This is a genomic window from Savagea serpentis (genome assembly GCF_015351395.1).
GTDB lineage: Bacteria > Bacillota > Bacilli > Bacillales_A > Planococcaceae > Savagea > Savagea serpentis.
This window is the reverse complement of the sequence record NZ_JADKPV010000004.1, coordinates 39,418-55,785: the sequence shown is the minus strand read 5'-3', so window position 1 is coordinate 55,785 and position 16,368 is coordinate 39,418. Positions and strand designations below refer to the sequence as shown.

General features: G+C 44.5%; 14 protein-coding genes and 1 riboswitch. Of the genes, 11 read left to right on the top strand and 3 right to left on the bottom strand.

Annotated elements, in window-relative coordinates; genetic code table 11:
• Positions 1–75 precede the first annotated feature (75 nt).
• The 8 genes from IRY55_RS08720 to IRY55_RS08685 all read left to right on the top strand — a co-directional run bounded on the left by IRY55_RS08720 (position 76) and on the right by IRY55_RS08685 (position 9,961).
• Positions 76–498, top strand: a complete 423-nt coding sequence (locus tag IRY55_RS08720) for a DUF1934 domain-containing protein (protein ID WP_194562928.1) — start codon at positions 76–78, stop codon at positions 496–498.
• Positions 495–2,159 (top strand): arginine--tRNA ligase, encoded by a 1,665-nt coding sequence (argS, locus tag IRY55_RS08715; RefSeq protein ID WP_194562927.1) that lies wholly within the window; start codon positions 495–497, stop codon positions 2,157–2,159. The genes IRY55_RS08720 and argS overlap by 4 nt, the downstream gene beginning before the upstream one ends.
• Positions 2,160–2,219: 60 nt before the next feature.
• A riboswitch (cobalamin riboswitch) is annotated at positions 2,220–2,403 on the top strand.
• 73 nt (positions 2,404–2,476) lie between these two features.
• Positions 2,477–3,430: an ABC transporter substrate-binding protein gene (locus IRY55_RS08710; RefSeq protein WP_194562926.1), complete on the top strand. Its 954-nt coding sequence runs from the start codon at positions 2,477–2,479 to the stop codon at positions 3,428–3,430.
• Positions 3,423–4,409: a FecCD family ABC transporter permease gene (locus IRY55_RS08705; protein ID WP_194562925.1), complete on the top strand. Its 987-nt coding sequence runs from the start codon at positions 3,423–3,425 to the stop codon at positions 4,407–4,409. The genes IRY55_RS08710 and IRY55_RS08705 overlap by 8 nt, the downstream gene beginning before the upstream one ends.
• Complete coding sequence (locus tag IRY55_RS08700; RefSeq protein WP_194562924.1) at positions 4,402–5,151, top strand: ABC transporter ATP-binding protein; 750 nt, start codon at positions 4,402–4,404, stop codon at positions 5,149–5,151. Before IRY55_RS08705 ends, IRY55_RS08700 begins: the two co-directional genes overlap by 8 nt.
• A 174-nt stretch (positions 5,152–5,325) precedes the next feature.
• On the top strand, positions 5,326–7,485 hold the full coding sequence (locus tag IRY55_RS08695) for a (Fe-S)-binding protein (RefSeq protein ID WP_194562923.1): 2,160 nt from the start codon (positions 5,326–5,328) through the stop codon (positions 7,483–7,485).
• A gap of 82 nt (positions 7,486–7,567) precedes the next feature.
• Positions 7,568–8,755, top strand: coding sequence for an acetyl-CoA C-acetyltransferase (locus tag IRY55_RS08690; protein ID WP_194562922.1), 1,188 nt, complete (start codon positions 7,568–7,570; stop codon positions 8,753–8,755).
• A 66-nt stretch (positions 8,756–8,821) separates the two neighbouring features.
• Positions 8,822–9,961, top strand: coding sequence for an acyl-CoA dehydrogenase (locus IRY55_RS08685; RefSeq protein WP_194562921.1), 1,140 nt, complete (start codon positions 8,822–8,824; stop codon positions 9,959–9,961).
• Between the two features lie 86 nt (positions 9,962–10,047).
• Here the strand turns inward: IRY55_RS08685 and IRY55_RS08680 are convergent, their stop codons facing one another.
• The 3 genes from IRY55_RS08680 to IRY55_RS08670 form a co-directional block, all read right to left on the bottom strand.
• On the bottom strand, positions 10,048–11,640 hold the full coding sequence (locus IRY55_RS08680; protein WP_194562920.1) for a CTP synthase: 1,593 nt from the start codon (positions 11,638–11,640) through the stop codon (positions 10,048–10,050).
• Positions 11,641–11,821: 181 nt separating this feature from the next.
• Positions 11,822–12,385, bottom strand: coding sequence for a DNA-directed RNA polymerase subunit delta (rpoE, locus tag IRY55_RS08675; protein ID WP_194562919.1), 564 nt, complete (start codon positions 12,383–12,385; stop codon positions 11,822–11,824).
• A 383-nt stretch (positions 12,386–12,768) separates the two neighbouring features.
• On the bottom strand, positions 12,769–13,287 hold the full coding sequence (locus IRY55_RS08670; protein WP_194562918.1) for a DUF2529 family protein: 519 nt from the start codon (positions 13,285–13,287) through the stop codon (positions 12,769–12,771).
• Between the two features lie 150 nt (positions 13,288–13,437).
• On the opposite strand from IRY55_RS08670, the gene IRY55_RS08665 reads away from it, so the two are divergent.
• The 3 genes from IRY55_RS08665 to IRY55_RS08655 all read left to right on the top strand — a co-directional run bounded on the left by IRY55_RS08665 (position 13,438) and on the right by IRY55_RS08655 (position 16,286).
• Entirely contained in the window at positions 13,438–14,295 is an 858-nt protein-coding gene (locus IRY55_RS08665) for a class II fructose-bisphosphate aldolase (RefSeq protein WP_194562917.1), read from the top strand.
• A gap of 80 nt (positions 14,296–14,375) precedes the next feature.
• On the top strand, positions 14,376–15,020 hold the full coding sequence (gene fsa, locus IRY55_RS08660; protein WP_194562916.1) for a fructose-6-phosphate aldolase: 645 nt from the start codon (positions 14,376–14,378) through the stop codon (positions 15,018–15,020).
• On the top strand, positions 15,021–16,286 hold the full coding sequence (locus IRY55_RS08655) for a UDP-N-acetylglucosamine 1-carboxyvinyltransferase (RefSeq protein WP_194562915.1): 1,266 nt from the start codon (positions 15,021–15,023) through the stop codon (positions 16,284–16,286).
• Positions 16,287–16,368 lie beyond the last annotated feature (82 nt).

The following is a 16,368-nucleotide window of genomic DNA, read 5'->3' as shown; positions in this document are numbered from 1 at the left end:
AATTATAGAACGATAGGCAATCTCGCAGGAGAACGTTATAATGAATAAAGACTGAAGAAGATAGTAGGTGACAAGATGGAACAAGCGATTCAATTGAAAATTCGTTCACTTATTCAACACCCTGGTCATGAACCGATGATTGAATATCAAAAAGTAGCCGGTACGCTTTTTAAAAAAGCGCGTTCTACGTATATTCGGTACGACGACCGCATGTCAGGTGAAGTCATTCAAACGACATTGAAAGTGTCTGAACGCGAACTCGTCATATTTCGAAAAGGGGCAGTGACGATGAAATTACCGCTCACAATCGGTTTACGTCGTGCAGCGACATATTCAAATAACGGAATGAACATGCAGTTAGAGAGTGAAGCAGAACGATTGCTCGTAAGACGTGAAGAAGATCAATATTCTATCGACGTTACATATCATCTCTATGCAAATGAAGATAAGCTCGGTACATACGAGCTCGCATTAACTTATACGGAGGCGACAAAATGAACGCAGTACAACAAGTAGAAGAACAAATTAAAGCGACATTGAAAGAAGCGGTAATCGCTGCACAACTAACGGATGCACCAGAAGATTTAAACATTCACTTAGAAACACCGCGCAATAAAGAGATGGGAGACTACGCGACGAACGTAGCGATGCAATTAACGAAAGTAGCGAAACGTGCCCCACGCCAAATTGCAGAAGCGATTCTCGAACATTTACCGGAAAATGAATGGATTGAATCGATTGAAATTGCAGGACCTGGATTTATGAACATTCGCGTGAAAAAAGACTACTTAGCAGACGTTGTCAAAACGGTTCTCGAACAAGGAGAAGCGTATGGACGTTCTAATGCAGCACAAGGAGAGAAAGTTCAAGTTGAATTCGTTTCGGCGAACCCGACAGGAGATCTTCATTTAGGTCACGCACGTGGTGCATCCCTTGGAGATTCTCTCTGCAATATTTTAGATGCAGCAGGCTACGACGTATATCGTGAATATTATATTAACGACGCAGGGAATCAAATCGATAACTTGGCGATGTCGATCGACGTTCGTTATGCAGAAGCGCTCGGCCAAGAGAAAGAAATGCCGGAAGATGGATATCGAGGAGCGGATATTATCGCTTTAGCGCAAAAAATTGCAGAGCGTGATGGAGACAAATGGTTGAACGTGGACGAACAAGAGCGTCTTCAAGCGTTCCGTCAAGAAGGACTCGCTTATGAGCTCGGTAAGTTAAAAGAAGACTTAGCGAATTTCCGCGTATCATTCGATCGTTGGTATTCTGAAACATCGCTTTATGAAAGCGGAAAAATCGATACAGCACTCGATGCCTTGCGCGCGAACGGTCATGTATATGAAGAAGAAGGCGCGACATGGTTCCGTTCAACGACATTCGGTGACGATAAAGACCGTGTACTCATTAAACAAGATGGTTCATACACGTATTTAACTCCAGATATCGCATACCATAAAGACAAACTTGACCGTGGCTTTGAAAAGCTCATCAACATTTGGGGAGCCGATCATCACGGCTACATTCCACGTATGCAGGCAGCGATTGAAGCGCTCGGATATGACCGTGATACGTTAGAAGTAGAAGTCGTTCAAATGGTGCAACTGTTTAAAGACGGTGAAATTTTCAAAATGAGTAAGCGTACAGGCAAAGCAGTGACGTTACGTGAACTTGTGGAAGATGTCGGACTCGATGCCGTTCGTTACTTCTTTGCGATGCGTTCAGGCGATACGCAAATGGACTTCGACTTAGATCTTGCGGTATCTCAATCAAATGAAAATCCAGTCTATTACGCACAATACGCACATGCTCGTATCGCTTCGATTTTACGTCAAGCGGCGGAGCAAAATATGGAAGCTGACGTAGAACAAGCTTCGTTATTAACATCAGAAAAAGAAATTGAATTGATGCGTAAAGTGGGCGACTTCCCACAACTCGTATCAGATGCCGCGCGAGCACGTGCACCGCACCGCATTACGACGTACGTACAAGAATTATCATCGACGTTCCACAGCTTCTACAATGCGCAAAAAGTGATCGATGCGGAACAACTCGATCGCTCAGCAGCTCGTCTTGCGCTTGTGACGGCGACGAAACAGACGATTGCGAACGCTCTTCGTTTAGTCGGAGTAGCAGCGCCAGAAAAAATGTAAGCTATTGTGATAAAAAGCGAACTGATTTTTAATCGGTTCGCTCTTTTTGTGTATAATAAGAACGGACTTCAAAGATGAGGTGCTCGCGTTTGCGAGAGAATAGGGAAAGATGTGAAAATCATCTACGGGCCCGCCACTGTGAAGCGTTTGGAATGCCAAAGACCACTGGAAGAATAGGACTCTTTCGGGAAGGGGGCATTCATCATGCGTCAGTCAGGAGACCTGCCTCATTTTTCACACCACTCGCTCGGTACGAGTGTCAAGCTGTCCTCTTGCATGTGTGAAGGAAGTCGAACGGTTATAAAGGAGGAAGAAAAATGAAAAAACAATATGCATTCTCATTGTGGATGGCTCTATTTTTAGTGCTTGCAGGATGTTCGGCAGAACCTGAGTTAAAGCCGAATGATGAAAGTACGGTACAGTCGGTAGTAGACGGTACAACGTATCCGTTAACGACGACTGATTCATTCGACAATGAAATAACATTATCTGAAGAACCGAAGCGAATTGTCTCGCTCATGCCGAGCAATACAGAAATTTTATTCGCGCTCGACTTAGATGAAAGCATCATCGGTGTTTCTGATTTTGATGATTATCCAAAAGAAGCGGAAACGAAAGAAAAAATTGGCGGCATGGAGTTCAATGTCGAGGCGATTTTGGCGTTGGAGCCTGATCTCGTAGTAGCACATGAATTAAATGCTAGCGCAGCGGATGGTCTTAAGCAATTGCGTCAAGCAGGGATTCCTGTTTATACGGTGGCGAATGCGGCAAGCTTTGACGCAACATATGACACGATTTTAATGCTTGGGGAAGTTGTCAATCGCACGAAAGAAGCGGAACAAATGGTGAAAGAGATGCAAGAAGCGGTCGACGAAGTATTTCGTGCGACGGAAGCGATTGACACACCGAAGCGCGTCTTCGTCGAAACGTCTGACCTTCCACATATTTATACGCCAGGAACAGACACATTTATCGATGAAATGTTGTCGATCATGCATGCAGAAAACGTTGTAAAAGAGCAAGGTTGGGTGGAGATGAGTCCTGAAGCAATCGTTGAGGAAAATCCAGACGTCATCGTCATCATGTATGACTATGTGCCGAATATTATCGAACAAGTGAAAGCGCGTCCTGCTTTTGATGCAGTGAAAGCTGTTCAACAAGATGCGGTCGTTCAAGTGGACGAAAATTTATTGAGCCGTCAAGGTCCACGCTTATCAGAAGGTTTGCGCCAATTAGCTGAAGCGGTTTATCCAGAGGCTTTTCATGACTAAGCGATGGTCGGTGCTATCGCTCCTAATTGGAAGTAGCGTTATTTTCGTCATCGCGACGATTGGAGGAGCAGTCCGCATTCCGTGGACTGCTTTCTTATTTCAAGAAGAAGGCGTATACACGTCAATCTTATGGCAAATTCGCATGCCTCGTGTCGTGCTCGCAGCTCTTATCGGGGGCGCACTTGCTATATCAGGGGCCGTATTGCAGTCACTTTTACAAAACCCTCTTGCAGACCCGTTTACGCTCGGCGTTTCTTCCGGGGCATCGGTAGGCGCAACGATTGCGATTGCTTGTTCTTTCTCTTTTTTAGGAAGTTGGACGATCATCGGCTTTGCGACGCTCGGTGCGCTTCTTGCTATGCTCATCGTTTTCGTATTGACGCGTTTCATCGACATGCAAATGCGGATGGAGACTTTACTGTTAGTCGGTGTCATGATGGGTGCTTTTTTATCAGCGTTCACCTCGCTCATCTTGCTTTTTTCACCAGATGAAACGCGCCCGATTTTATTTTGGTTAATGGGGAGTGTCTCGATGAAAGGATGGTCTGCCGTCCTCATCATCGCACCTATTATCCTCTTACTATCACTCTATATTTGGTCGCAAGCGCGCGCTTTAAATGCGTTCAGCTTAGGCGAGCAAGAAGCGCACATCGTCGGTGTCGATGTGAAACGATTGAAGCGCAATATGTTTATCGCGGTATCGTTGCTCGTCGGGAGCGCGGTCGCCTTTTCAGGAATGATTGGCTTCGTCGGTTTAATTATTCCGCACGTGACGCGATTATTTGTCGGCTTTCATCATAAATATGTATTGCCGTTGTCATTTCTGAACGGGGCGAGTTTTTTAATGTTAGCGGATTGGATTGGGCGAACTGTGCTCGCACCGACTGAGCTACCGCTCGGCATTATGACATCATTTATCGGAGTTCCTGTTTTTTTAATCGTTTATATTCGTTTACGTAAGGAGGCGCATCATGCTTAAAGTTGAACAACTACATGTCAAGGTCGGAGCCTTTCAATTGCGCGGGATTGACCTTGAACTTGCGCGCGGAGAAGTGCTCGGTGTACTCGGTCCGAACGGCTCAGGAAAATCAACGTTTTTAAAAAGTTTGTTAAACCTCTATCCTATTCAGAGTGGAACGGTTACAATAGATGGGATAAACGCACAAAAAATGACAGCATCGGAGCGCGCCCGTCACGTGACTTTACTAAGTCAAATGAAGACGCAGACGATGGGACAAACGGTATATGATTTAGTGGAGACCGCTCGTTACGCAGTAAGAACAACAGACGCTAAACAAGAACAAGCCTTTTTAAAAGAAGTGTTAGAACGGTTTGCGTTAAGCGCTTACAAAAATATGCCACTTGCATATTTATCTGGGGGAGAATTACAGCGAGCCTATATGGCAAAAGCTTTCGCACAGGAATCAGCACTCATTTTGTTCGATGAGCCGACTACGCATCTCGATTTGCATTATCGCGCTCAGTTTTTTGAGCATCTTCTCTATGCGAAACGTGCGAACAAAGCGAGTGTCGTCATCGTTCACGATGTCAATGACGCGCTCCATTATTGTGACCGCGTACTCGTTTTACGTGCTGGATTACCGATTGCTTACGGAAAGCCTGCCGATATTTTGACACAGTCCTTCGTTGAACAGTTATTTCAAGTGCGTGTTGCAACAGTGATTGATCCGCGAAATGGAATGCCGAAATATTTATATTAACTCATCATTGCCCGAAAGGTGTAGAAAAGTACAGATTATTCATGCTTTCGGGCAATTTTGAATATTTATTTCAGAATATAGTTGACTGAATGACCATTCATATTTTAGTATAGATGTATAGGGAAAGTTTATTCATAAAATTTCGATTGACATGTTTAAGGGGGAGGATTAGAAATGAACACATTATTAATTGCGAACTGGATTTTATTTTTAGCGGTTGTTGCGTATGCGCTTACATTGTTCGTCTATCTTATTCGAACGCGTACTCAGTTCATCCAATTAGGCCGTAAAGAAGAATTCGATCGCAACTTCAAGCAACGTTGGGAACAGATCAAAGTGAACGTCTTTGGTCAGAAAAAGTTATTGAAAGACAAGAAATCCGGGATTATTCACGTGATGTTTTTCTACGGATTTTTACTCGTACAGTTCGGAGCGATTGATTTAATTTGGAAAGGATTGAAGCCGGGGTCACATTTACCGCTCGGGCCGCTCTATCCATTCTTTACATTTTTCCAAGAAATCGTCGTTTTCGTCATTTTAGTAGCGGTCGTTTGGGCATTCCATCGCCGTTACGTTGAGAAGCTCGTTCGCTTAAAACGCGGATGGAAATCAGGACTCGTTTTAATTTTCATCGGGGGCTTAATGGTGTCAACACTCATCTCAAACGGGATGAACATGATTTGGCATAGCGGAACACCTGGATGGTCAGAACCGATGGCGTCGCTCATTGCGAGCGCATTTAGTTTCATGTCACCGACAGCAGCTGCGGTCGTGTTCTTCATCGGTTGGTGGGTACACTTATTAATTTTATTAACATTCTTAGTCTATGTACCACAGTCGAAGCACGCTCACTTAATCGCAGGACCAGTGAACACGTACTTCCACGAAGAAGAAAAAGTCGGACGTTTAGAGCCGATTGATTTCTCTGCTTTAGAGGAGATGGATGAAGACGATGAGATGCCAGTTCTCGGTGTCGGTAAGATTCAAGACTTCCGCCAAACACAGTTGATCGATTTATATGCTTGTGTAGAATGTGGTCGTTGTACAAATATGTGTCCAGCTTCAGGAACAGGAAAGATGCTTTCGCCGATGGACTTAATTACGAAATTACGTGATCATTTAACGACGACAGGTGGCGTTGTCACAAAACAAAAGCCATGGGTACCGACATTCATTTTCGGTAATTCAGAAGCGAACGCACTTGCGATGCAAGCAGCGGGTGGCGTACCTGTTGAAGAAGTATACAATCCAGAATTGATCGGAGACATCATCACAGAAGAAGAGATTTGGGCTTGTACGACTTGTCGTAACTGTGAAGACCAATGTCCGGTAATGAACGAGCACGTCGACAAAATTATCGACCTCCGTCGTTACCTCGTCATGACGGAAGGAAAGATGGATGCCGATGCGCAGCGTGCGATGACGAATATCGAGCGTCAAGGAAACCCTTGGGGATTAAACCGTAAAGAGAAAGAAAACTGGCGCAACGCTCGTCCAGATCTCGACATTCCAACAGTGCGTGAAGTATCGAAGCGCGGTGACGAGTTCGAATATTTATTCTGGGTCGGTTCGATGGGAGCATTCGATAACCGTTCACAAAAAATCGCGTTATCATTCGCTCACTTAATGAACGAAGCAGGCGTTAAATTCGCTATTTTAGGAAATAAAGAGAAAAACTCTGGAGATACACCACGTCGTCTCGGAAACGAATTTTTATTCCAAGAGCTCGCTGAAGGCAACGTGAAAGAAATTGAAAAATCAGGCGCGAAAAAATTAGTCACTATTGACCCACACGCTTACAACATTTTCAAAAATGAATATCCAGATTTCGGTTTAAATATCGAAGTGATTCACCATACAGAATTGTTATATGACCTCGTACGTGGAGGTAAACTCGTACCGAAACATGCGATTAACGAAACAATCACATTCCACGATTCATGTTATTTAGGACGATACAATGATGTATACGACCCACCACGTGAAATTTTACGACAAATTCCAGGTGTGGAACTTGTGGAAATGAAACGTAACCGCGAAGACGGCATGTGCTGTGGAGCGGGTGGAGGACTCATGTGGATGGAAGAAGATACAGGGCACCGCGTTAACGTCGCGCGTACTGAACAAGCGATGGAAGTAAGCCCAGGCATCATTTCATCAGGTTGTCCTTACTGCTTGACGATGATTTCAGACGGTACGAAAGCGATCGAAGTAGAAGACCAAGTCGGCACATACGACATTGCAGAATTACTCGAACGCTCCATTTTTGGAGAAGATTATGTGCCGGTAATGGAAGAGGAAGAAGAAGTTCCAGTAGAAGGCGAAATACAATAAAGATTTGATTGAGGGTGGGCATATGAATGAAAAATTCACTGCCACCCTCTTACATACTAAAAATTAAAAGGGGGATTTTATCATGACGAAAACAGTAATTGTAGATGGAGCACGTACACCGTTTGCGCGACTCGGTGGTTCACTCATTTCAGAAAAAGCGTATAAATTAGGGGGCGCAGCAATCGAAGCAGCTTTAGAGCGCTCGAACGTGAAGCCAGATGAAGTAGATGAAGTGATTTTTGGAACGGTATTGCAAGCAGGACAAGGTCAAATTCCATCACGACAAGCAGCCAATGCAGGAGGAATTCCATTCAATGTGCCAACGGAGACAGTGAATAAAGTTTGTGCGTCTGGTATGAGAGCGGTTACACTTGCAGATCAACTCATTCGTCTTGGCGATGTGAAAACAGTCGTTGCAGGTGGAATGGAATCGATGTCTCACGCGCCGTACTTAATGCAGACGGCGCGCTTCGGTTCAAAAATGGGAGATGTCAAAATGATCGACGCCCTCGTCTATGACGGACTGACGTGCGCATTTTCAGACGGTACGCATATGGGCGTGTATGGGGATGGAACGGCAACGAAATTTAACTTAACGCGTGAAGCGCAAGATGCTTGGGCGCTTCGCAGTCATGAACGTGCTCTTGCAGCGATCGACGAAGGTCGTTTCGCGGAAGAAATCGTTCCCGTTACCGTGAAAACACGCCGTGCAGAAACAGTCGTCGATACGGACGAAGCACCGCGTCGTGACACGTCAGCAGAGCAACTTGCGAAGTTGCGTCCAGCATTCGTTAAAGACGGCACAGTGACAGCAGGGAATGCACCAGGCGTGAATGACGGAGCAGCAGCACTCGTATTAATGAGCGATGAAGAAGCGGCATCACGCAATATTGAGCCACTCGCAACAATCATCGCACATACGGAAATAGCGACAGCGCCACAAGACTTCCCAGAAACACCGGGATTGGCGATTAATGAATTGCTTGAAAAGACAGGGAAGACAGTGGAAGAAATCGATTTATTTGAAATTAACGAAGCGTTCGCGCTCGTCTCACTCGTCAGTGCAGAGATTGCGAACATTCCACATGATAAAGTGAATGTTAACGGTGGAGCAGTGGCGCTCGGTCACCCGATTGGGGCAAGTGGCGCGCGTATTATTTTAACGTTAGCGTATGAATTAAAACGTCGTGGCGGTGGAGTAGGAATTGCGGCAATTTGTTCGGGAGGCGGACAAGGCGATGCGATTATGATTGAGGTGCCGAAGCAGTAAGCTAAACTGTCGATCCGCGACCTTCACACATAGAGGACAGCAACTTGAAGAAAGGATGGAAAGACGATGAACTTTACATTATCAGAAGAGCATAAAATGCTACAAAAAATGGTGCGCCAATTCGCAGAAAATGAGGTAGCGCCGACAGCAGCAGAACGAGACGAAAACGAAACATTTCCACGTGAACTATTCGACCAAATGGCGGAGCTCGGACTCGCAGGCATTCCATGGCCCGAAGAATACGGTGGCGCAGGAATGGACTACTTAGCATATGTCATCACAATTGAAGAACTTGCACGCGTCTGTGCTTCGACTTCTGTCGTGTTATCAGCGCATACATCCCTCGCAGGATGGCCAATCTATAAGTACGGTACGGAAGAGCAGAAGCAAACGTACTTACGTGCGCTCGCAACAGGCGAAAAAATCGGAGCGTACGGTTTGACAGAAACCCAATCAGGATCAGATGCTGGAAATATGAGAACGACAGCGAAAAAAGACGGAGACGATTATATTTTAAACGGTTCGAAAATGTTCATTACGAATGGTGGAATCGCTGATATTTACGTCGTGTTCGCAATTACGGATGATTCAGGTGACCGTCCAGAAACGACAGCCTTTATCGTCGAAAGTGATTTCGAAGGATTCTCAGTCGGTAAAAAAGAGAAGAAGATGGGGATTCGTTCATCTCCAACGACGGAAATCATCTTTGAAAACTGTCGTGTCCCAGCACAAAACATGCTCGGTGAACTTGGACAAGGGTTCAAAATTGCGATGCAAACATTGGACGGAGGGCGTAACGGAATCGCAGCACAAGCGGTCGGTATTGCACAAGGGGCACTCGATGCAGCGGTCGATTATGCGAAAGAGCGCGTTCAATTTAAACGCCCGATTGCTCATCAACAAGGGATTGGTTTCAAGCTTGCAGATATGGCGACAGCGATTGAAGCGAGCCGTCTGTTAACGTACCAAGCAGCCGTCTTCGAAACAGAAGGCATTCCGTACAGTAAAGCGTCTGCGATGGCGAAGTTAATGGCGGGCGACACAGCGATGATGGTCACGACAGAAGCGGTGCAAGTATTCGGTGGATACGGTTATACGAAAGACTATCCGGTTGAACGTTTCATGCGTGATGCGAAAATTACCCAAATTTATGAAGGAACACAAGAAATACAGAAGCTTGTCATTTCAAGATTCCTCACATCTTAAAAATGAAGCACTCATTTCCGTACGGGAGATGAGTGTTTTTTTGGACAAAAAAACTTCCCTATCGCTTGAATAGGGAAGTTGAAATATTATCGCTCATTCTTTAATGATGCTTCAATGAAATTGCGAATTAACGGTTGTGGACGTGTCGGACGTGAAACAAATTCTGGATGGAATTGTGTGGCGATGAAGAATGGGTGATCTTCGAATTCCATAATTTCAATATTGCCATCCTCTGTGCGTCCCGTCACGATGAAACCTGCCTCTTTTAACTGCGCTTCGTATGCAGGGTTCACTTCGTAACGATGGCGGTGACGTTCGCTCGCCTCTGTCGTGTTGTATGCTGCTGCTGTTTTCGTATTCGGTTCGATATTGAATGGAATCGCACCTAAACGCAATTCACTACCGATTGCACTATCGTAATTCGGTACGACATGAACGATTGGATGTTTCGTTTCTTTGTCGAATTCGAGTGAATGTGCATCATGTAAGCCCGCAATATTGCGCGCAATTTCAACAGCTGCAATTTGTAAGCCGAGACCGATTCCGAGTAAAGGAAGGCGCTGTTCACGTGCGAAGCGTGCGGCTTCGATCATCCCATCAATGGCACGACTACCGAAGCCACCAGGAATGACGACACCATCGACGTCATGTAAGAAGTGTGCGACATTGTCCTTCGTCACTTCGCTCGAGTCGATCCATTTCACTTCGACTTCTGCGCCGAATGCGTATCCTGCATGGCTGAATGCTTCGACGACAGAAATGTACGCATCTTGTAATTCCACATATTTGCCAACGAGCCCAATTGTCACTTTTTTGTCGAGTGATTTGACGAGTTCGACGAGGTCTTTGATTTCTGTTAAATCAGGTTCGTGTGATTCTAATCCGAGGAAGTCGACGACGATTTGATCCATCTGTTGTTCGTGAAGACGGAGCGGTACTTCGTACAATGTTTCCGCATCGAGCGCTTCGATCACTTCACTCGGTCGGATGTTGCAGAAGAGTGCAATTTTATCTTTCATATCTTGTGGCATTGCATACTCACTACGAGTCACAATCATGTTTGGCTGAATACCGAGTGAGCGCAATTCTTTTACGCTATGTTGTGTCGGCTTCGTTTTCATTTCACCCGCTGCACTTAAATACGGAACGAGTGTATTATGGATGTACATAACATCTTGATTGCCGAGGTCTGTTTTCATTTGGCGCAAAGCTTCTAAGTATGGAAGAGACTCGATATCTCCGACGCTACCACCGATTTCTGTAATGACGACGTCCGCATTCATCTCTTTTCCCGCACGTTGAATGAGTTCTTTAATCTCATTTGTCACATGTGGGATGACTTGGACTGTCGCTCCATTGTATGCACCGCTACGCTCTTTTGATAAAACACGTGAGTACACTTTACCCATCGTAACGTTTGAATATTTGTTTAAATCGATGTCGATAAAGCGTTCGTAATGGCCTAAGTCAAGATCTGCTTCAGCGCCGTCTTTCGTCACGAATACTTCTCCATGTTGGTATGGACTCATCGTACCTGGGTCGATATTGATATACGGATCAAATTTTTGAATTGTGACGCTTAACCCGCGATTTTTTAACAATCTCCCGAGCGATGCCGCGTTAATTCCTTTCCCTAGTGATGAGACAACTCCACCTGTGACGAAAATATATTTTGTCATCAATTGTTCCTCCATTCATTAATTTGCCTATTGTTCCAAGTAAAAGAAAAAAGCGCCCTACACTTGTATTCATACAAGATAGGAGCGCATTTAAACATACTTCAGTAAGTTTCCTTATTTTAAGGAGCCCAATAAAATCTTAAATCGTCTACGACTTGAAGTCAAGTTTTCTCCAAAAAAATTATAAAACTTCTTCTTCATCCTCATCTTCGTCCTCATCATCTTCATCGAGTTCGAGGTCTTCATCGATCAATTCAAGGCCTTCTTCCTCTTCTTCTTCAATTAAATCGTCTTCGTCAAGGTCGGCTTCAGGTTCGATGAATACTTCATCCTCCTCGTCCTCATCCTCATCATCTTCGAGGTCTTCTTCGCCTAATTCTTCATAATCTTCTTCGAATACTTCTTCGTCTAACAATTCATCTTCTTCATATGCTTTTTTCTTTTTCTTACGTACTTTAACGACTGGAGCTGTTTCTTCCGCAATTTGGTCGACTGGATACCATTCGCGAAGTCCCCATAAACCCTCGCTCAATGCTAAGAAGCGACCGTCAATATTCATATCCGTGTAAAATTGAAGTTTCTTTTGATCCATCTCTTTAATCGTAAATCCTGTTAGTCGACGAATGTCATCAAATAAATCTTGCACTGTCTCAGGTTTTTTATTGCTCGTTAAAAGAACATAAGCTAAATCGATTAATGATTCTTCTTTAAGTTGTTTTTTTGTCATGTTCGTAATATCTATCATATACGTGCACGTCCTTTCTCATTCAAACAAGTTCGCATCTATTTCGTATATGCGAGGCGCCTTCCGTTAGAAGCGCAACTTACATTATATACAAAAAATTGCCTCATATGCTACTATCTTTTCTCTTTTTTCATTCGGCGATATTCCGAAATGCTTATAACCCCAAAATAGAGTGCAGCTAAAGAGAATGGAATTACACCTAGCCCACGATTATAAAGGAAATAAACCAATACTAAAAAGAATATCATACTACCTACATGGAACAACCATTTCATTGCTGACACCCCTTTGTCTTTCTATTATACGAAAAAATCGTCCCCTGCATTTAGTGCTATTTTCCCGTTTTTAGAAAGAGATAAACTGGAGATAAGCGATAGCGATAGTCAATCTTCAAAATCGAGAATCATTTCATCCATCATTTGTTTCATCGCTTCAAAGATGAAGAGCGTTGCAATTAAATCGACATAGACGGTACGATCTCCTGTTTCCGTCGGCAAAAGCCCGCGCGTAATTGCTGTCGAGACATATGTATACGCAAATGGAGCGAGTGCATCGTCCTCTTCTTTGGCGCTTGCAATTACAGCGAAAGGAATGAATGCATCGTGCAATTGCTTGGCAAGTTGGAGTGCTTCTTCAGGATGCTCGCGCTTACCCATTATTAAGACGCGATCTGTATGATGAAAGTTCATGCCAGTTTCGTACGGAATCACAGACGGCAGCGCTTCGTCTCCCAGCTGTGCCCGCATTGTCACGGCAGCGAGCTCCTCCACTCCGTAAAAGATGATGCGACCCTCGCTCGCGAGCGCTTGTGCGAGTAAGCGAGCTGTCTCTTCAATCGCAAATTGTTCACGTTCCGCAAGACGTGTTAAAAGTCCGGACAATTGTGTCGTTAACATTTTCATTGTAGTCACCTCTTTAGCCATTGTAGTCAAAAGCGCTCTAAAAGAAAATGAAAACATGTACGAGTAGTCAAAACACCGCATATTTGATATGATAAGAACGAAATGCTGAACTGAAAAGTTGACAAACAAACTTTGAGGAGGAATTTAAAAATGGCACTTGAATCTATGAAAGATATGATGATTAAAGCGAAAAAAGAAGGCTATGCAATCGGCCAATTTAACTTAAACAACTTAGAATATACACAAGCGATTTTACAAGCGGCAGAAGAAGAGAAATCACCGGTAATTTTAGGGGTTTCTGAAGGGGCTGCGCGCTACATGAGCGGTTTCAAAACAGTCGTAAACATGGTAGAAGGATTGATGGAAGACTTAAACATTACAGTTCCCGTTGCCATTCACCTTGACCACGGTTCAAGCTTTGAAAAATGTAAAGAAGCGATTGAAGCAGGTTTCACATCTGTCATGATTGACGCTTCAAGCCAACCGTTCGAAGAGAATGTTCGCATTACGAAAGAAGTCGTCGACTATGCGCATGCAAAAGGTGTGTCAGTCGAAGCAGAACTCGGCGTTGTCGGTGGACAAGAAGACGACATTATCGCAGATGGCGTCATCTACGCAGACCCTGCAGAGTGTAAAGAACTTGTAGAGCGCACAGGCATCGATTGCTTAGCGCCAGCACTTGGATCCGTTCACGGACCATATAAAGGTGAACCAAACTTAGGATTCAAAGAGATGGAAGAGATTTCATCACAATCGGATTTACCACTCGTTTTACACGGTGGAACAGGAATCCCATTGAAAGATATCCAACGGTCAATCTCACTCGGAACGGCAAAAATTAACGTCAACACAGAAAACCAAATTGAAGGAACGAAAACAGTGCGTGAAGTTCTTGCGAATGATGCAGAAGTGTATGACCCACGTAAATATTTAGGCCCAATGCGCGAAACGATTAAACAAACGGTAATCGGTAAAATGCGCGAATTTGGTAGTTCACAAAAAGCATAAGTCAAAAGTAAGAGGAGAGGCGCAAGGAATTTATTTCTTGCGAGTCTCCTTCTTTTCCATTTCAGAAGGAGGAAGCGTATATGCGTATTTTTATCGATACAGCAAACTTACAACACATTCAAGAAGCACATCAATTAGGAATTATTGCAGGGGTTACGACAAATCCGTCACTCGTAGCGAAAGAAAATGTTTCATTCCATGATCGTTTAAAAGAAATTGCAGCACTCGGCTTTGAATCAGTGAGCGGTGAAGTGATTGCACTTGACGCAAAAGGAATGATTGAAGAAGGGCGTGAACTCGCAGCGCTCGCACCGAATATTACGGTGAAATTGCCGATGACACCAGCAGGGATGGAAGCTTGTTCGACATTGACGAAAGAAGGTATTAAGACGAATGTCACGCTCATTTTTAGCGCAAATCAAGCACTACTCGCAGCACGTGCAGGAGCGACATACGTGTCACCATTTATCGGTCGACTCGATGACATCGGTCAAAACGGGGTGGAATTAATCGAAGAAATTGCGACAATCTTTGCGATTCATGACATCGACACACAAATTATTGCAGCGTCGATTCGTCATCCACAACATTTCACACAAGCAGCTTTAGCAGGTGCACACATCGCGACAACGCCTTACAATGTCATTCAACAATTGTTCAACCATCCTTTAACGACAGCGGGAATTGAACAGTTCGTCAAAGACTGGGAAGGTCGTACATTTTAAATGAGCGAGTACGTATATAACATTACAGGGGGACGTCCATTATCAGGAACGATTAAAGTGAGCGGAGCTAAAAATAGTGCGGTCGCACTCATCCCAGCAGCCCTGCTCGCGGATTCTCCTGTGACGATTGACGGTTTACCTGAAATATCAGATGTGCACACATTACAACGTTTATTGGAGCAAATCGGCGCCCCTTCGACATTCGAAGAGGGTGTGATGACGATTGACCCTTCTGAAGTGGAAGAGATGGCCTTACCAAATGGAGATATTAAAAAAATGCGCGCCTCGTACTATTTAATGGGCGCAATGCTCGGACGCTTTAAGCGAGCGGTGATCGGTTTACCAGGAGGTTGTCCGTTAGGGCCACGTCCGATTGATCAACATATTAAAGGATTTGAAGCGCTCGGTGCGAAAGTGACGAACGAACATGGCTCGATCTATTTGCGGGCGGATGAATTGATCGGTGCGAAGATTTATTTGGATGTGGCGAGCGTCGGTGCAACAATCAATATTATGTTGGCCGCTGTTCGTGCAAAAGGACAGACGATTATCGAGAATGCCGCAAAAGAACCCGAGATTATCGATGTCGCGACATTATTATCGAATATGGGGGCTGATATTAAAGGTGCGGGAACGAATGTCATCCGCATCAATGGCGTAGATCAATTGACAGGTACGCGCCACACGATCATTCCAGATCGCATCGAAGCAGGAACTTATATGATTATGGCCGCTGCACTAGGACAAGGCGTGACGATCGATAATGTCATCCCGCTCCATATGGAAGCTTTAACAGCAAAATTGCGTGAACTCGGCGTAGAAGTAATCGAGCGAGAAGAGCAAATTTACATTCCAGAACGCAAACAACCGCTTCAAGCGGTCAATTTAAAAACGCTCGTCTATCCAGGATTTCCGACCGATTTACAACAGCCATTTAGCGTATTGTTAACGCAAGCGGAAGGATCGTCGGTCGTCACGGAAACGATTTATCCAGCGCGCTTTAAACAAATTGACGAATTAAAGCGAATGAATGCAAAAGGTAAGATTGAAGGCAACTCAGCCATCATTAACGGTCCTGCTCGTTTAGACGGGACGATTGTTCGCGCATCGGATTTACGAGCAGGAGCGGCGCTCGTCTTAGCTGGTTTATTAGCGAAAGGGACGACGACAGTGGAAGACATTTATCATATCGAGCGTGGCTATAGCGACTTGATTGATAAATTGAATGCGCTCGGAGCGGACATTCGTCGCGAAAAAAAGAACTAGAAGTACATGCGGAATGATGGAAGACTATGGTATAATAAATAGAACTGAAAAATTAAGACCGTGAAACGGGAGGCAAACATTC